General features: G+C 73.2%; 13 protein-coding genes and 2 pseudogenes. 7 read left to right on the top strand and 8 right to left on the bottom strand.

The window, feature by feature from the left end; genetic code table 11:
* Nucleotides 1-206 precede the first annotated feature (206 nt).
* Genes AB7F12_RS22040 through AB7F12_RS22030 form a run of 3 tightly spaced genes read left to right on the top strand, consistent with a single transcriptional unit; the run spans nt 207 to nt 3,065 of the window.
* On the top strand, nt 207-1,217 hold the full coding sequence (locus tag AB7F12_RS22040) for a LacI family DNA-binding transcriptional regulator (protein WP_428497081.1): 1,011 nt from the start codon (nt 207-209) through the stop codon (nt 1,215-1,217).
* A gap of 19 nt (nt 1,218-1,236) precedes the next feature.
* Entirely contained in the window at nt 1,237-1,677 is a 441-nt protein-coding gene (locus tag AB7F12_RS22035) for a MarR family winged helix-turn-helix transcriptional regulator (protein ID WP_428497080.1), read from the top strand.
* Entirely contained in the window at nt 1,674-3,065 is a 1,392-nt protein-coding gene (locus AB7F12_RS22030) for an MFS transporter (protein ID WP_428497079.1), read from the top strand. The genes AB7F12_RS22035 and AB7F12_RS22030 overlap by 4 nt, the downstream gene beginning before the upstream one ends.
* Here AB7F12_RS22030 and AB7F12_RS22025 read toward each other — a convergent pair.
* Nucleotides 3,040-3,447: a hypothetical protein gene (locus AB7F12_RS22025; protein WP_428497078.1), complete on the bottom strand. Its 408-nt coding sequence runs from the start codon at nt 3,445-3,447 to the stop codon at nt 3,040-3,042. The genes AB7F12_RS22030 and AB7F12_RS22025 overlap by 26 nt on opposite strands.
* Before the next feature lie 59 nt (nt 3,448-3,506).
* Nucleotides 3,507-4,235, bottom strand: a complete 729-nt coding sequence (locus AB7F12_RS22020) for a class I SAM-dependent methyltransferase (protein WP_428497077.1) — start codon at nt 4,233-4,235, stop codon at nt 3,507-3,509.
* Nucleotides 4,236-4,320: 85 nt separating this feature from the next.
* On the opposite strand from AB7F12_RS22020, the gene AB7F12_RS22015 reads away from it, so the two are divergent.
* Both AB7F12_RS22015 and AB7F12_RS22010 read left to right on the top strand, forming a co-directional pair.
* Complete coding sequence (locus tag AB7F12_RS22015; protein WP_428497076.1) at nt 4,321-5,226, top strand: AraC family transcriptional regulator; 906 nt, start codon at nt 4,321-4,323, stop codon at nt 5,224-5,226.
* Between the two features lie 239 nt (nt 5,227-5,465).
* Nucleotides 5,466-6,818, top strand: a complete 1,353-nt coding sequence (locus AB7F12_RS22010; protein WP_428497075.1) for a DUF222 domain-containing protein — start codon at nt 5,466-5,468, stop codon at nt 6,816-6,818.
* 737 nt (nt 6,819-7,555) lie between these two features.
* Here the strand turns inward: AB7F12_RS22010 and AB7F12_RS22005 are convergent.
* Both AB7F12_RS22005 and AB7F12_RS22000 read right to left on the bottom strand, forming a co-directional pair.
* On the bottom strand, nt 7,556-9,178 hold the full coding sequence (locus tag AB7F12_RS22005) for an ABC transporter substrate-binding protein (RefSeq protein WP_428497074.1): 1,623 nt from the start codon (nt 9,176-9,178) through the stop codon (nt 7,556-7,558).
* A 245-nt stretch (nt 9,179-9,423) separates the two neighbouring features.
* On the bottom strand, nt 9,424-10,938 hold the full coding sequence (locus AB7F12_RS22000) for a CoA-acylating methylmalonate-semialdehyde dehydrogenase (RefSeq protein ID WP_428497073.1): 1,515 nt from the start codon (nt 10,936-10,938) through the stop codon (nt 9,424-9,426).
* A gap of 258 nt (nt 10,939-11,196) precedes the next feature.
* Here AB7F12_RS22000 and AB7F12_RS21995 point away from each other — a divergent pair, with 258 nt between their 5' ends.
* Nucleotides 11,197-12,612 (top strand): amidohydrolase family protein, encoded by a 1,416-nt coding sequence (locus AB7F12_RS21995; RefSeq protein ID WP_428497072.1) that lies wholly within the window; start codon nt 11,197-11,199, stop codon nt 12,610-12,612.
* A 33-nt stretch (nt 12,613-12,645) separates the two neighbouring features.
* Nucleotides 12,646-13,653, top strand: coding sequence for an LLM class flavin-dependent oxidoreductase (locus tag AB7F12_RS21990; protein WP_428497071.1), 1,008 nt, complete (start codon nt 12,646-12,648; stop codon nt 13,651-13,653).
* A gap of 57 nt (nt 13,654-13,710) precedes the next feature.
* On the opposite strand, the gene AB7F12_RS21985 is transcribed toward AB7F12_RS21990, so the two are convergent.
* From AB7F12_RS21985 to AB7F12_RS21970, 4 genes and pseudogenes are all read right to left on the bottom strand, one after another.
* A complete protein-coding gene (locus AB7F12_RS21985) occupies nt 13,711-14,793 on the bottom strand; it encodes an ABC transporter permease (RefSeq protein WP_428497070.1) in 1,083 nt (360 codons plus the stop codon).
* Nucleotides 14,790-15,875 (bottom strand): ABC transporter permease, encoded by a 1,086-nt coding sequence (locus AB7F12_RS21980; RefSeq protein ID WP_428497069.1) that lies wholly within the window; start codon nt 15,873-15,875, stop codon nt 14,790-14,792. The genes AB7F12_RS21985 and AB7F12_RS21980 overlap by 4 nt, the downstream gene beginning before the upstream one ends.
* Nucleotides 15,872-16,543, bottom strand: a pseudogene (locus tag AB7F12_RS21975) (ATP-binding cassette domain-containing protein); the annotation flags it as partial. The pseudogene AB7F12_RS21975 and the gene AB7F12_RS21980, both read right to left, overlap by 4 nt.
* Nucleotides 16,544-16,885: 342 nt before the next feature.
* A pseudogene (locus AB7F12_RS21970) lies at nt 16,886-17,314 on the bottom strand (ATP-binding cassette domain-containing protein); the annotation flags it as partial.
* Nucleotides 17,315-17,386: the final 72 nt, after the last annotated feature.

Raw genomic sequence — 17,386 nt, 5'->3', positions numbered from 1 at the left:
CAACACGAGGACCTCCAGGGCGAGGGTGTGGGTGCCTTCAGCAGCTCCACACTCAGCCCGGAGGTCCTCCCTGGATCAAGCACCCTCACGGGTGTGTCGCCCTGCACCAACCTGCCCGAGCAGTACATCTAGTCGCCGTCGAGTGTGGGCGGCCCACCGCCGCCACGTCAAGGGCCGGGACTAGAGCGCTCCAGTACCCTGGGCGCATGAACCGCCGCCCCACGCTCGAGGACGTCGCCGCCCGCGCGGGCGTCTCGCGGGCGCTGGTGTCGATCGTCATCCGCGACGCCCCCGGCGCCGGCGCCGAGACCCGCGCCCGGGTGCTCGCCGCCGCCGACGAGCTGGGCTACCGCCCCGACGCCCGCGCCCGCATGCTCGGCCGCTCCCGCACCCGGCTGATCGGCGTCTCCTTCGGTGTGGCACACGCCTTCCACGGCGACCTCGTCGACGGGCTCTACGTCGCCGCCCGCGACGCCGGGTACGAGCTGGCGCTCTCGGCCACCACCGCGCGGCGCGGCGAGGCCGAGGCGCTCGCCGACCTGCAGCAGGACCGGTGCGAGGCCATGGTCCTGCTCGGCCCCCAGCTGCCGGCCGCCCAGCTCGTCGCCGCGGCCCGGCACCTGCCCGTCGTCGTGGTCGCGCGGGCGGTGCGCAGCAAGGCGATCGACGTCGTCCGCACCGACGACGCCGCAGGCCTGCACCTCACCGTCGACCATCTCGCGGGTCTGGGGCACCGGCGGATCGCCCACGTCGACGGCGGGTCCGCCCCTGGTGCGGCCGAACGCCGCCGCGGCTACGCCCGGGCCATGGCGCGCAACGGTCTCGACGGCCACGCGTGCGTCGTGCCGGGCGGGCTCACCGAGGACGACGGGGCCGCCGCGGCCGAGGCCCTCATGGCGCTGCCGCAACGGCCGACGGCCGTCGCCGCCTTCAACGACCGCTGCGCGACCGGCCTGCTCGACCGGCTGCGCCGCGCGCACGTCGACGTACCCGGCGAGATGTCGGTGGTCGGGTTCGACGACAGCCGGCTCGCCCGGCTCTCCCACGTCGACATGACGACGGTCGCACAGGACGGCGACGGCCTGGCGGCGACGGCGGTCGGTCGGGTGATCGCCCGGCTCGACGGGGCGACCGTCGATCGCCGGGAGGTCGTGCTGGCGCCGCGGCTCGTGGTCCGCGGGACAACTGCACAGGTAAAACTGGACAGTCTGAACTGAACAATCTACCGTCGGCGACGTGCCCGCCGTCCTGTCCGAGTCCGCCACCCATGCCGCGCGCGACGTCCGCGTGCTCGTCGGACGCCTGCGGCGACGCCTGCGTCAGACCTACGACACCATGGACCTCACGCCGACCCAGATCTCGGCGCTGAGCCGCATCGGACGCGAGGGCCCGCTGTCGGCGAGCGACCTCGCCGCCGCCGAACGCGTCCGCCCCCAGTCGATCGCCGCGACCCTCGCCGTGCTCGAGGAGCGCGGCCTCACCGAGCGCCGCCCCGACCCCGGCGACGGCCGCCGCCGACTGCTCTCCCTCACCCCCACCGGCACCGCGCTGCTGGACGACGGCCGGCGCGCCGGCGAGGAATGGCTGGCCAGAGCGCTGCACGAGCGGCTCACCGAGGCGGAGCGGCGCACCGTCGTCGAGGCCATGGCATTGCTCGACCGGGTCACCGGACCGTGAGCCGCACCCACGTCACGGACGCGTTCGACCGACGGCTCATCGCGCCGATGATGCTCGGCGCGACGCTCAACCCGGTCAACACCTCGATGATCGCGGTGTCGCTCGTGCCGATCGGACTCGCGTTCGGGGCGTCGCCGTCGGAGACCGCATGGCTGGTGTCGGGCCTGTACCTCGCGACGGCGGTGGGGCAGCCCGTCGTCGGCAGGCTCGTCGACGTCCACGGCCCGCGCCGGCTCTACCTGGCCGGGACCGCGCTCGCCGGGCTCGCCGGAATCCTCGGCATGCTCGCCCCGTCGCTCTGGGTGCTCGTGATCGCACGCGTCCTGCTCGGGTTCGGCACGTGCGCCGGCTACCCCGCCGCGATGTACCTGATCCGCAGCGAAGGCAGACGCACCGGACAGGACAGCCCGGCGAGCCTGCTGGCGCTGCTCGCGATCGCGAGCCAGATCGTCGCCGTCGTCGGCCCGACGATCGCCGGCGTCCTCGTCGGCCTCGGCGGCTGGCGCGCGGTGTTCGCCGTCAACGTCCCGCTGGCCGTCGCCTGCCTCGTCCTGGGCGCCCTGCGGCTCCCCCGCCACCCCGCCCCCGACGCCGACGCACCGCGGCCCCGGACCGACCTGCTCGGGATCGCCCTGTTCGCCGTCACGCTGACGACGTTGCTGCTGTTCCTCATGTCCCCCTCGACCGGGCACTGGTACCTGGTGCTCGTCGCCGTCGCGGCCGCCGCGGTGTTCGCGGTCCGCGAGCTGCGCGCCACGAGCCCGTTCGTCGACCTGCGGGTGCTGGGCGGCAACCCCGCCCTGGTCGCGACCTACGTCCGCGCCCTGCTGACCTTCACCATCGGCTACGCCTTCATCTACGGCTACACCCAGTGGCTGCAGGAGACGCGCGGGCTCACCCCGACGCAGGCCGGGCTCCTCATGCTCCCGATGTTCGTGACGACGATCGCCGTCACGGCGCTCACCGGCCGCAACGGCGCCGTGCGCGCCAAGCTGGTCGTGGCCGCCCTCGCCCAGGTCGTGCAGGTCGCACTGTTCCTGGCGCTCGGCGCGGACAGCGGCATCTGGTTGCTGGTGCTGATCGCCGTGGCCGGCGGCGTCGCGATGGGGCTGGGCGGCCTCGGCAACCAGAACGCCGTCTACCACCAGTCCGACGCGGAGCGGACCGCCTCGTCCGCAGGGCTGCTGCGGACGTTCTCCTACCTCGGCGCGATCGTCGCCGCAGCCGCCACCGGCGAGTTCTTCGCCGACGGCGCCGACACCCCCGGCCTGCACCGGCTCGCAGTGTTCCTGCTGGTCGTCGGCGGGATCTGCCTGGTCGTGACGCTGCCCGACCGGTCGCTCGCCCGGGTCGGCGCCGGCGTCAGCGACCGGCCGCGAAGGAGGTGACGATCCCCACCGCGGCGAGGTCGTTCCACACGTGGTGCTCGTCGACCAGCCCGTCGCGCACCCCGAAGCGGTCGATGAACCGCACCCCGGCGAAGGCGCCGCCGTCGATCGCCTCGCCGTTCAGGGTGCCGTTGACGATCACGCACCAGCGGGCGTCGTCGGCGGACCGGTAGACGTCGACGCGCTCGATGTCCTTGTCGACCCGGCGGTACAGCGTCCGCCCGTGCTCGACCTGGTCGGCGGGCCCGGAGTAGGCGACGCCGCCGGGGAACACGATCGACGCGCCGGGCGCGAGCAGCGCGGCCGCCTCGTCGGTGTGGCCGTCGGAGCACAGCGTCAGGTAGCGGTGGGCGACCTCGACGGCCGCCTCGGACGTACTCATGCCTCAGTCAACCCTGCGAGCGGCAGCGGTCGCCACAGCGCCTGTCGCCACCCACGACCTCAGTCCTCGGCGCGCCAGAACGTGAAGCCGCCGAGCTTGCTCTCCCCCGTCCCGAGGTTCACGACGGTCGCGAACCCGGCCTCGGCGAGCATCGCGGCGACGTCCGGGCCCTCGTGCCCGTGCCCGTGGCCGTGCCCGTGTCCCGGGGCGCCGTGCCCCTCGGCGCCGTGGTCGTGGCGGCCGAGGTGGCCGTGCGCCGCTGCCCGCAGGCGTGTCGACGCGATCCGCGACACCACGCGGGCCAGCGGCACCGCCTCACCGCGGTCGATGTCGACCAGGTGCAGCCGGCCGCCGGGAGCCAGGACCCGGCGTGCCTCCCGCAACGCCTGCACACGCTCGGGGGCCGACACGTGGTGGAGCATGAACGACGACAGCACCCGGTCGACGCTGCCGTCGGCCAGCGGGATCTCCTCGGCGAACCCCTCCCGCACCGTCGCGGCGACACCGGCCCTGGCGGCCTTGCGGCGGGCCCACGAGATCGACTCGGGATCGGGGTCGATCCCGGTGATCTCCGCGGCGGGCTCGGCGTGCGCCGCGAGCAGCACCAGGTTCCCGGTGCCGCAGCCGATCTCCAGGACCCGCGTCCCCGGCTCGATCCCGGCCTGCACGAGCAGCCTCCAATGCGCGTCCCGCGCGCCGAGGAACCGGGAGAACCGGTCGTAGAACGGCAGCAGGCGCGGGTTGACCATCGCCGGCAGGTACTCGCGGGCGGCGGTTGCGGTGCTCATGTTCTCCTCCAGGAGACGAAGTTCGATTACCGTTCCCAGTGTGGATGTGCCTTCATCTGCGGACAAGCAACGAACTGTGGGCATGATGGGACTTTCTTCGGTCACCGATTCCGACGGCGTCCAGCTCGTCGGCTACGACCGGCGGGCGGGCGTGCCGCCCGTCACCGTCCGCCGGTGGGACGGCGCGCCGCACGACGCCGTGATGCTCGGGGCGCACGCCCACGACTTCCTCGTGCTGCTCCACGTCGTCGAGGGCGCCGACGTCATGCGCGTCGACGGCCACGACTGGCCGCTCACCGCGGGCGACGCGTTCGTGATGGCGCCCGGGGCCGTCGTCACCCCCCGGCCCGGTCCACGCCGCAGCGACGCCCGGATGTGGGCGGTGTTCTTCCCCGCCGACGCCGTCGATCCCGCCGCGGCCGCCCCCCTCGCCTCCTGGCGCTCCCATCCCCTGCTCGCCGCGTTCGGCGGACACCGGCGCGGGGTTGCGCAACGGCTCCACGTCCCCGAGGAGGAGCGGGCGGCCTGGGCCGGGCACCTGCGCGACCTCGACGACGAGCTGCGCGGGCGTCGCGACGGGTACGCCGACGCCGTCCGCGCCCACCTGACGTTGCTGCTCGTCCGGCTCGGACGGCTGCAGCCGGGCCCGCCGGCGGACCAGGGCGTGGAACCGCTGCTGGCGGCGGTGCTCGACGTCGTCGAGACCCGGTTCCACGAGCCGATCTCGCTGCGCGACGTGGCGTCCGCGGTCGGGCTGACCCCCGGGCACGTGACGACGGTCGTGGGCAGGCGCACCGGCCGCACCGTCCAGCAGTGGATCACCGAGCGGCGGATGCGGGAGGCCCGTCGGCTGCTGGCCGGGTCCGACCTGACGATCGCGGAGATCGGCAGCCGGGTCGGCTACCGGGAGACGGGATACTTCGTGCGGCGGTTCCGCGCCGAGCACGGCGTCCCGCCCGCGGCGTGGCGCAGGGCCGGCCGGACGGCCTGAGCGGACCGCGCAGGGGCCATGTCCGGGGCGGTGGAGTTCGGGCTCGACACCGAACGTGGGAACCCGGCCCGGCCACGGGGGACCTGAACCTTCCTCGACCTCGGCTCGTTGGAGCCTGATTTGATGACTGTGCCGACAACCGGACACGATCCACGCACCCATGAGACGGCGTCGCCAGATGGCAGCTGAGCTGCGACGACGAGCGATGAATCGAACGCATGTTCGAGTATCATCGTGTGGTGTCGACCGGTCAGCTCTTCGCCGCGCATCGCCTGCTGCAGCAGGCGATCGAAGAGCTGGCCGCGGTGTCCGGTCCCGCCGCCGGTGACGACGAGCTTTTCTCGGCCCTCACCGTCTGCGAAGGCGCCGCCCGACTCCTGGAACGGCTCTCGATCGGTGCGGTCGCCGCCCTGCAGCGGCGTGGGGTGTTCGCCGAACGCGGCTACCGCTCCACCGTCACCGCCCTGGGCGACCTGCTCGGCTGGGAACGCTCCGACGCCCGCCGCCGCCTCACGGTCGCCGAGCACGCCGTCGAGACCGTCGCCCTCGACGGCACCGCTCTCCCCGCCCGACTTACCGCGACCGCGACCGTCTTCGCAGCCGGCAACTGCTCGGCACGCCACGCCGAGATCATCGCCCGCGTCCTCGACACCCCCGCGGCCCGACGGCTGGCACCCGACGTGTGGGCCGCCGCCGAAACCCAGATCGCCGCGAAGGCGGGCGACTACAGCCCCGCCGACCTCCACGCCTGGGCCACAGCCCTGGTCGACACACTCGACCAGGACGGCCCCGAACCCGACGACCGCCCACCGGTCCCGGTCAACGAACTGTCCGTGACCCGCAACCCCGACGGCGCCGGCGGCCGGATCAAGGGCCGTTTCGACGACCCCACCATGTTCGACGCGATCGCGACCGTCGTCGACGCCCACTCCGCCCCGCCGACCGCCGACGACGACCGATCCGCCGGGCAGCGCCAGGCCGAGGCGCTCGCCGACGCCTGCGCGTTCGTCCTCGACCACGCCGACGTGCCCGCCCGCGGCGGTGAACGCCCCCACCTCACGGTGACGGTCCGGTTGGACGACCTGGAGGGGCGCGCCCGCGCCGGCTGCCTGGACGTCGGCGGTGCCCTGACACCGGAGCAGCTGCGGCTGCTGTGCTGCGACGCCCGGGTCGTGCCGGTCGTGCTCGGCGGCGAAGGTCAGCCCCTCGACGTCGGACGTGCTCGCCGCGTCATCTCCGACGGCCTGCGCCGTGCGGTCGCCGCCCGCGACCGCGGCTGCGCCCGCTGCGGCCGACCACCGTCGTGGTGCGAAATCCACCACGTCATCCCCTGGGAGTCGGGCGGGGCGACCTCGATCCACAACTGCACCATGCTCTGCCGCGCCTGCCACCGCCTCGTCCACCACGGCGGCTGGGCTGTGCTGCTGCGCAACGGCCTCCCGCAGTTCCTGCCACCCCGCTGGATCGACCACGGCCGCCGCCCACGAAGCCGACCCCGGCACACGGTCCAACTCCCCGACCTCGACCCGCCCGCGCATCCGTGCCGGCCGGTCGACGTCGCACGCCCCGGCCCTCGCCCGGCTCGCGAGTAGGCGCAGTACCCGAACCGTGCCGGGAGTCGCACACTCGCCACCGGGCCCGTTCACCGTGCGGGCCTGTTCTGGTTCGAGCTAGGGGTCTCGTGGCGCGGTGATCACGAGCAGGCGACCGTCGTCCGGGCGCATCGCTCCGGGCGCTCGAACCGCCTCGGCCTCGACCGTCGAGATGTCGCCGAGACGCGGCGACCCTGGCGGAACACCCGTCGTCGACCGCTCGCCGAGTACGCCGGCGAAGGCGGTGTGGGCGTGCCCCGTCGCGCCGGGCGGAGCGCACGGGACATGCCGTGGCGACGTGCGACGACCGCGGCCGGGTCACTGTCCGGGTGAGGTCGACGCCTCTCGATCGGCAGTGAGCGCCACCGAACGTCCGGTGGACGGTCGCGCCTCCCGGCCGGAGCGCCATGACCGCCGCCACCGACTCCCCCGTCGACCGGCCCGACGGCCCTCGACCTCGCCCCGCTCCACGCCGTCACGCGCCGCGAGGCGGCCCGTCGCCGCCGTGACGACCCCGCGGGCCGGGCTTCGACGACGTCCGCACCCTGCTGGGCGACAAGCGCCTCGGCCGGTCCCGCCCGGACCCGACGACGCCGCCCGGGTGCGGACCGTCTTCGCGACGCCCGCCCGCCGCCTCCCCGACCTGCGCCTGGCCCGCGGCCTCGACACCGTCGGCGTCCGCGTCGGCCACGTCAGCGGAGGCGTGACCGAACTACCGGTGACGTGGTGGGCGCTGGTCAGCGGTCGAGCCAGGCCGTCGCGTAGAACATGTCGCGCGTCAGGTACCGGACGACGCCCTTCACCTCGGGCTTCGTGATCGTCGACAGGTACCCGCGGCTGTAGTAGGCCATCGCGAGGTCCTGGTTGGTGACGAGCTGGACCTGTTGGTAGAGGCGCGTGCGTTCGGCGTCGTCGGTGGTGCGGGCCGCGCGGTCGAGCATCGCGTCGACCTCGGGGTCGGAGTAGGCACCGTAGTTCTGGCTGCCGCCGGTGCGCAGCGCGTTCGACGACGACGGGTACGGCGCGTCGACCGGCCCACCGACGTTGCCCGCGATCTGGAAGTCGCGGCTCTGGACGACGCTGGAGGAGTACTCGGCCAGGTCGTAGAACTGCGGCTGCAGCGTGATGCCGATCGTCGCCATCTGGGCCTGCAGGAACTCCGCGAACTCGACCCGGTTGGGCGCGTTCGTCGTCTTGTAGACGACGGTCGCGCTCCCCCCGCCCGCCACGTACTCCTGCACGAGGGCCTTGGCGCGCTGGACGTCGTAGGCCGGCCACGCCGCGGCGGCCTCCGGTGTCTGGTACTCGCTGGAGTCGCTGAAGTAGCCGGTCGCGCGTTCCATCTGGTTGCGGAACTGCACCGCGGCCAGCGCGTTCAGGTCGATCCCGCGGACCAGCGCCTCCCGCATCCGGTGGTCGTCGAAGGGGGCGGTGGTGTGGTTGAAGATGATCCACTCCGCGCCGTGCCCCGGCCCGTAGTAGGCGCGCAGGTTCGGGTTCGCCATGCCGCGCACCAGTTCCGTGTGGTAGCCACCGAAGATCAGGTCGACGTCACCGTTCTCGATCGACGCGTACCGGCTCTCCGTGTCGGGCAGCGGCCGGAACTCCAGCCCGTCCAGGCGCGGCAGGCCCTGCTGCCAGTAGTCCGGGTTGCGGGTCAACGTCATCCGGGAGTCCCGCACCCACGAGCTCAGCACGAACGGGCCCGCCCCGACCGGGTTCGTCGTGATCTGCGCACCGTACTTCTGCAGTGCCGCCGGCGAGATGATCAACCCGAGGCTGCCGCCGGTGAAGTTGCCCGCGAACGCCACCGGGAACATCCCGAACGGCCCGTCGAGCCCGAACTCCACGGTGAGCGGGTCGATCGCCCGCATCGACCGGATCGGTGCGGTGAACCGGTTGCCGGGCGAGGACTTCTTGTCGATGTGGCGCTGCACGTTGGTGATCACCGCCGCCGCGTCGAACGGCGTGCCGTCGGAGAACGTGACGCCCTCTCGCAGGCCCATCCGCCACGTCGTGCCGCCGTCGGGTGAGTCCATCGACCTCGCCAGGTACGGTTCCGCCCCGCCGTCGGGGGTGAGCTTCATGAGCGAGTCGTAGACCGCGAACGCCGCCATGTTGGTGTTCTGGATCGTGGGGTCGAACCCGACCGCCTCCCGGTCGGTGCCCATGACGAGCACGCCCCCGGTCTTCGGGGTTCCCTCCGTGGCCGGGTCGCCGCCGTTGGGGTTGGTGGCCTGCACTCCCCCGGCGCCGTTCGTGCCGGACGGGGTGGCCGATCCGCACGCGGCCACCAGTGTCAGGCCGACGAGAACGGCGACGAACCTCAGTAGCAGCCTTCGGGTCGTGGTGGTGGACAAGGCGGTCCCCTCACTCGTCGTCGAGTCGGCCCGTCCGGTGCCGCGGGACGGCGGCGATACGGACCCGACGGTCCGAACCGGAGCTTGGAGCGCGGACCCGACGCTAGTGGTGATGCGGGGCACACCGGAAAGCACTGTCGTTTCTGACAGTCATCGACGCCGTTGATGGTGACGCCGTCCAGACACGGCACGCCACTCGAACACGTCGGCGCTGGTGATCTCGGGCGGTTCCGCAGGCCCGGGCGTCAGGCGTTGCGCGGGAACCCGAGGTCGACGCCGCGGTGGGAGGGGTCGGGCCAGCGCGTCGTCACGACCTTGGTGCGGGTGTAGAAGTGCACGCCGTCGGTGCCGTGGGCGTGGGTGTCGCCGAACAGCGAGTTCTTCCAGCCGCCGAACGAGTAGTAGGCCATCGGCACGGGGACGGGCACGTTGATCCCGACCATCCCGACCTCGACCTCGTTCTGGAAGCGCCGGGCGGCGCCGCCGTCGTGGGTGAAGATCGCGGTGCCGTTGCCGTAGGGGTTGCGGTTGACCAGGGCGAGCGCCTCGTCGTAGGTGTCGACGCGCAGCACCGACAGGACCGGGCCGAAGATCTCGTCGGTGTAGATCGACATGTCGGTGGTGACGTGGTCGAACAGTGTCGGTCCGACGAAGAACCCGTCGCCGTCGGCGTCGTAGCGGGCGGTCCGTCCGTCGAGGGCGAGGGTCGCACCGGCCTGCTGCCCGGCCTCGATGTAGCCGGTGACGCGGTCGAGCGCGGCGCGGGTGACGAGCGGGCCCATGTCGGTGCCGCGGCGGCCGTCGCCGGTGCGCAGGGCCCGCGCGCGGTCGGCGATCGCGGCGACGAGCCGGTCGGCGACGTCGCCGACGGCGACGACGGCGGAGATGGCCATGCACCGTTCGCCGGCGGAGCCGAAGCCGGCGTTGACGGCCTGGTCGGCGGCGAGGTCGAGGTCGGCGTCGGGCAGCACGACCATGTGGTTCTTGGCCCCGCCCAGCGCCTGGACCCGCTTGCCGTGCTCGGTCGCGGTGCGGTGGACGTAGCGCGCGACGGGTGTGGAGCCGACGAAGGAGACCGCGGCGACGTCGGGGCTCGTGAGCAGCGCGTCGACGGCCTCCTTGTCCCCGTTGAGGACGTTGAACACGCCGTCGGGCAGCCCCGCCTCCTGCCAGAGCCGCGCGAGCCACAGTGCCGCGCCGGGGACCTTCTCCGACGGCTTGAGCACGACGGTGTTGCCGGCGGCGATCGCGATGGGGAAGAACCACATGGGGACCATGGCGGGGAAGTTGAACGGCGAGATGATCCCGACGACGCCGAGCGGCTGGCGGATCGAGGCGATGTCGACGTTGGTGGAGGCGTTCTCGGTCGCGGATCCCTTGAGCAGGTGCGGCATGCCGCAGGCGAACTCGACGACCTCGAGGCCGCGCGCGACCTCCCCGGCCGCGTCGGCGAGGACCTTGCCGTGCTCGGCGGTGATGATCTGCGCGAGCTCGTCGGCGCGGGCGTCGAGGAGGGCGCGGAACGCGAACAGGATCTTGCTGCGCCGGGCGAGGGAGGCGTCGCGCCACGCGGGGAACGCGGCCCGGGCGGTCGCGATGACACGGGCGGCGTCGTCGGCGGAGGCGAGCGGCACCCGCGCCGTCGTCGCGCCGGTGGCAGGGTCGGTGACGTCGGCGAACCGGCCGGACTCCCCCTCGACGGGGGTGCCGCCGGCCCAGTGGTGGAGTACGGCGGGGGGCGCGGGCGTCGTGACGGTCATGCGCGACTCTCCTCGGGACGGCGGGTGCGAGCCTGTGGATCCTAGATGAGATCTCAAGATCTCATCTAGGGTTCGCCTCGCGGCGGCAAGACGCGACACCGCGAAGACAACGCGCTGAACTGGTGTAACACGACCGAAACGCGCGGCACCCACTAGAGTCGCCACCCTGGGAAGGAGCGACAACTGCTGACCTCTTGACAGAGGGTCCACTGGTGGGTCAGGTTTGCGATCTCAAGTCGCGACGCCGAGGGAGACCGCATGACCGACCCCGCCGGACCTGCTCGCCCCTGCGACCTCCTGGTCACGGCCGCGTGGGTGATCACGGTCGACGCCGAACGCCGGATCCTCCGCGACGGTGGCGTCGCCGTCCTCGGCGACACGATCGTCGCCGTCGGCAAGGCTGCGGACCTCGACCGCGAGTTCACCCCGGCGCGGCGGATCGACCGGCCCGACGCGGTCGTCATGCCCGGCATGGCCAACGGGCACCGCCATCTGCTGTGCTGCGCGAAGGGGGCCATGCCCGAGGGCGGCACGACCCTGCAGTCGTTGCGCCGCTTCATCTATCCCTCGTTCTCCTCCCTGGAGCCCGAGGACATGTTCGTCTACGCCCGGCACGCCACCGCGGAGATGATCCGCAACGGCACCACGCTGTTCGAGGAGCCGGGCTGCAACCACATCGACGCAGTGCTGCCCGCGATCGCCGAGTCGGGCATCCGCGCCCGCATCGGGCTGTGGACGTGGGACCAGCGCGGGTCCGGCGGCGACGACGGGCTGCCGGACTGGCTCCGCCTCGACACGGCGGCGGCGATCCGGCGCCTCGAGGACGGGCTCGAGACCGTGCAGGCGTTCGGCAACGAGCGGATCCGGCCGGCCGTGTGCGTCGAGGGCGTGACGACGTGCTCCGACGAGCTGACCGTGGCCGCCGCCCGGCTGGCCGAGGAGTCGCGGACCCTCGCGGTGCAGCACAAGTCGACCAGCCAGCGCGAGGTCGAGCTGGAGCTGAAGGTGTTCGGCGAGCGCCCGGTCAAGCACACCGCGACCATCAAGGCGCTCAACGAGTACACCCTGCTCAACCACGTCACCAGCCTCGACGCCGACGACGTCGCCGCCATTGCCGACAGTGGTGCGACGGTCTCGTGGAACCCCAGCACCGCGCTCAAGCTCGCCAAGGGCACCACCCAGCACAGCAAGTGGCCCGAGCTCGTCGCGGCAGGCGTGCCGATGGGACTGGGCACCGACGCCGAGAACTGCTCCAACCACCAGGACATCTGCCGGGCCATCTACCTGGCGGCCCTGCTGCCCCGCGACGCCCGCGAGGACCCCGGCGCGGTCAGTGCCGAGACCGCGGTCGAGCTCGGCACCCTCGGCGGCGCCCGCGCGCTGCGCTTCGACGACGTCACCGGCTCGCTGGAGCCCGGCAAGCAGGCCGACATCGTCGTCTTCGACACGAACGACTACGACTGGCGGCCGCTGCACAACCCGATCGCGAACCTCGCCTACGGCGTCACCGGGCACTCGGTGGACACCGTGCTGATCGGCGGGAAGGTCGTGCTGGAGAACAAGAAGAGCACCGTGTTCGACGAGGGCGCGCTGCGCGAGGAGGTCGAGGCCACGGACCGGCGCATCCTGAAGAAGATCGGCATCGACCCCAGCCCGGCCTGGCCCGTCATCTGAGACCCGCTCCCGACCCCCGAAAGGCCCGAAGCCATGTACGGCGGCGTCGCCCTCCAGCCGGTCTACGCACCGGACCAGTTCGTCTCGATGGTCGAGCACGTGGAGCGGGTCGGGATCGCCGACCTGTGGCTCACCGACTCCTCGCTGCACTCGCGCTACTGCTACTCCTACCTCACCCTCGCCGCGGTCAACTCGCAGCGGCTGCGGCTGGGCACCGCCGTCACCAACCCGGTGACGCGCCACCCCGCGCTGGCCGCCGTCGGCATCTCGACGATCGACGAGATCTCCGGCGGTCGCGCCGTGTACGGCATCGGTGCCGGCGACCGGCCGCTGGACGCGCTGGGCCTCAAGCCCGCGAAGCTGGCGCTGCTGGAGGACTCGATCGTCGCGGCGCGGCGGCTGTGGACGGGCGAGACCGTCGACATGGCAGCCCGTGGGTTCACCCTCGACGACGCGCACCTGCGGTTCCCGTCGCGTCCCGACATCCCCGTCTACGTCTCGGCGAGCGGCCCGAAGACGCTGGAGCTGGCCGGGCGGGTGGCCGACGGCGTCGTGCTGCTGGCCGGTCTGCACCCCGACGGGCTCACCTACGCCCTGGAGCACATCGACCGTGGCGTCGACATGGCCGGCCGGTCGAGCAGGCCCGCGATCACGGTGTTCGCCTACGGCGCCATCGACGAGGACGAGGACGTCGCGCTGGCGGCGGGCCGCACCATCGCGGCATGGTTCCCGATGACGGCCCCGGTGTACTGCGGGCTCGCGGGTCTGTCGCCGGAGCTGGTCGAGCAGGTCCGCGCCCAGTACGCGGGCGGGGAGTTCCAGGAGGCGGCCAAGGCCGCCGAGCTGCTTCCCGACGACTTCGTGCGCCGGATGTCGTTGTCGGGCAACCGCGCCGCGACCCGCGAGCACATCCGCACCCTCGACAAGCTGGGCATCGACAGCATGGCGGTGTTCCCGATCGGCGGGGACGCCGACAGCCGGCTCGCGACGATCACCGCGTTCGCCGAGTGCCTGCGCGAGGAGGGCCACATCGCCGCCTGACTCATGACATACAGAGGCCCCGCAGCCGGTCCGGCTGCGGGGCCTCTGCGCGGCGCGTCAGCCTCGCGAGGGCAACGGCCGCCCGACCATCGCCGGGGCGCGCACCCCGCGCGCCGACGTCGCCAGCGCGATCAGGCTGAGCACGTAGGGCAGGCTCAGCCAGAACTGTGACGGCAGCACGAAGCTCGGCAGCAGCGCTGTCCCGAGGCCGCCGGCGACGATGCACAGCACCGCGCCCAACAGCAGCCAGCGCAGCGGCGAGCCGGACCTCCGTGCCCGCCACACCCCGGCCGCCGCGACCGCGAGACCGACCACGACGAGGGCGACCCACACCTCGCGCGGCACCTCGCCCATCGACTGCAGGCGCAGCTGCAGCGCGTCGGTGAAGCCGAAGACGAGACACGCCGCGACGACGCCGTAGGGCCGCCACTGGCCGAACACGACGGCGGCCAGCGCGAGGAAACCGCGCCCGGCCGTCATGTTCTCCGCGAAGAGCCCGACCTGGCCGACCGACAGGAACGCCCCAGCGAGCCCGGCGAGGCCACCCGCGGCCAGCACGCCGCTCCACTGCACGCGCACGACGTCGACACCCGTGGAGTCGAGGACCTCGGGCTTCTCCCCCGCCGACCGCACGCGCAGTCCCCCGCGGGTCCGGAACAGCATCCAGGCCACGAGCGGGCCGAGGACGTAGGCGAAGTAGACGAGCGGGAGCTGGTCGAACAGCACCGGGCCGATCCCCGGGATGTCGGCGAGCAGCGGCACCGCGTAGGGCTCCATGCGGACCGTCGTGGGCTGGGTCCCCTGGAACTGCAGCCGGTAGAGGAACATCGTCACGCCCGCGGCCAGCAGGTTCAGCGCGACGCCGACGACGATCTGGTCGCCGCGCAACGTGACCGAGACGAACGCCATGATCGACGCCGTCAGCAGTCCGAGCGTGATCCCCGCGGCCAGCCCCAGGCTCACGCTCCCGGTGGCCCACGCGGTGATGAACGCGCCGTAGGCGCCGAAGAGCATCATGCCCTCGAGGCCGATGTTGATCACGCCGCCGCGTTCGGAGATGAGCTCGCCGAGCGCGGCCAGCAGCAGCGGGACCGAGAGCCGGATCGCGGCCGCGAACAGCGCGATGTCGAACGGGTTCACGAGCGGACCCCTTCCGCGACCGGGGCGGGGACGTCGGTGGCACCGGGTGGCCTCGGCCTCGACCGGCGCCGTTCCGCGTACCAGGCCGTGCCGGTGACCAGCAGGATCACGACGGCCTGGGTGGCCGTCACCAGCCCCGACGAGATGCCGACGCGCGCTTCGAGCAGCCCACCGCCCTGCCGCAGCGCCGCGAGCAGCAGGGCCGCCGGGATGCAGGCCAGCGGTGAGTTGCGGGCGAGGAGGGCGACGACGATGCCGTCGAAGCCGTAGCCCGCGGAGAACCCGGGCGCCAGGTTGGCGGCCGGCGCCGCGAGCACCAGCGACGACCCCGCGATGCCCGCGACGGCGGCGGACGCGCACAGCGCCCCGACGCCGACCAGCGTCGTCCGCGTGCCGGTGGCCCGGGCGGCGTCGGCGTTCGCGCCGGTCAGCCGCAGCCGGTACCCGACGACGGTGCGGCGCAGCACGTACGCCGCGAGGAGGACCAGGATGATCACCAGGATGATGTCGGTGCGCAGCGTCGTGCGCGGCAGCAGCACGGGCCAGCGGGCGGTGTCGGCGACGGGCGAGCTCTGCCCGAGCGTGCCCGTCGGTTCCTCCATCGGGCCGTTGGCCAGCCACGACACGACCTGGGTCATGATCAGGGTGAGCAGCAGCGTCGCGATGAAGTCGTTGACGCCGCGGCGGGCCCACAGCCACGCGGCGACCCCGCCGAGCAGGGCGCCGCCGACCGCGCCGGCGAGGACCGCGATGGTCAGGTGCAGCACCGTCGGCAGGCCGGTCAGGTAGAGCCCGACGACGGCGGCGGTCGTGCCGCCGGCGAGGATCTGGCCCTCGAGGCCGACGTTGAGCCGCCCGGCGCGCGACGCGACGACCCAGCCGATCGCTGCCAGCACGAGCGGGACGAACTTGGTCAGCGTGGCGCCGAACTGCGCCGGGCTGCCGAACACCCCGTCCCACATCGCGGCGGCGGCCTTGCCGATGGGGGCGCCGGTGAGCGCGATGACCAGCAGCGACGCCGCCAGCGCGAGGACGACGGCCAGCACGCTCACCAGCAGGCCGCGCAGCGCCTGGCGGTTCATGCGACCACGTCCTCTCCGGCGCCGTTGACGGCCGTCATCAGCTCACCGACCCGGTCGCGGGTGGCCTCGTCGGCGGACAGCACCGCGACGATCCGCCCACCCGACATCACCGCGATCCGGTCCGAGAGCGCGAAGATCTCGTCGAGCTCGGCGGAGAACAGCACCGTCGCCCCGCCCGCGGTCTTGTGCGCGTTGATCTGGGCGTGGACGAACTCGATCGCGCCCACGTCGAGCCCGCGCGTCGGCTGGGCCGCGACCAGCAGGTCCGGATCGCCGTAGAGCTCACGGGCCAGCACGAGCTTCTGCTGGTTGCCGCCCGACAGACTCTCGACGGGCGTCTCCAGCCCGGCCGTGCGGACCCCGAAGCTCTCGACGCGCTCGCTGCAGTGCCGCCGGATCCGGCCCTGGCGCAGCACGCCGCGGCGGCTGAACTCCGCCTCGCCGACGACCCGCATCATCAGGTTGTCCGACACCGAGAGCGGCAGGGCCAGCCCGGCGGCCTGGCGGTCCTCGGCGATGACACCGGTGCGTCCCGGCCCGCCGCCGGGGGCGGTCACCCGCACCGACCCCGTGGTGGGCGTCCGGACGCCCGCGAGCAGGTCGGCGAGCTCGCTCTGCCCGTTTCCCTCCACACCGGCGACGCCCAGGACCTCGCCCGCGCGGACGGTGAGGTCGACGGGTCCGAGGTCGCGGTCGCCGCGGTAGCCGGCCATCGTCAGGCCCGCCGCCTCCAGGACGACCGGACCCGCGGCGACGACGGGCCGTTCGGTCCGCAGCACCACGTCGCGGCCGACCATCATCCTGGCCAGCTCCTCGGGTGCGGTGTCCCCCACGCGCACCGTGGCGACGACCTTCCCGCCGCGCATGACGGTGCAGCGGTCGGCGACGGAGGCGATCTCACCGAGCTTGTGGGTGATCAGCACGATCGCCAGCCCCTGGGACGCCAGCTCCTCCAGGACGACGGCGAGCCGGTCCCACTCCACCGGCGAGAGCACCGCGCTCGGCTCGTCGAGCAGGAGCACCCGGGCGTCGCCGAGCAGGCACTTGAGGATCTCGATCCGCTGCCGTTCCCCCACCGGCAGCAGCTCGACCGGGACGTCCGGGCGCACGGGCATGCCGTGCCGTTCACTCAGTTCCAGCAGCCGGGCCCGGGTGCCGGCGGCGTCGAAACGCCGGCCGCCGCGCGACCCCTGCGCGAGCGCGACGTTCTCCGTCGCGGTCATGTCGGGCACGAGCATGAAGTGCTGGTGCACCACGCCGACCCCGGCCGCCCGCGCCGCCTCCGGGTCGCCGGGAGGCAGCGTCGCGCCGCCGACGACGACCTCGCCCGCATCCGGGTTGACCAGCCCGGACAGGACCTTGACCAGCGTCGACTTGCCGGCGCCGTTCTCGCCGAGCAGCGCGAGGATCTCGCCGGGCCGGACGTCGAGGTCGACCGCGTCGTTCGCGACGAGGGCACCGTAGGTCTTGGTCACGCCCCGGACCGACAGCGCCGCCGCGACGGCGCTGTC

The sequence above is a fragment of the Pseudonocardia sp. genome (assembly GCF_050250275.1).
Lineage (GTDB): Bacteria > Actinomycetota > Actinomycetes > Mycobacteriales > Pseudonocardiaceae > Pseudonocardia.
The sequence above is the reverse complement of the archived record's forward strand: the minus strand, read 5'-3'. Positions and strand labels throughout refer to the sequence as shown.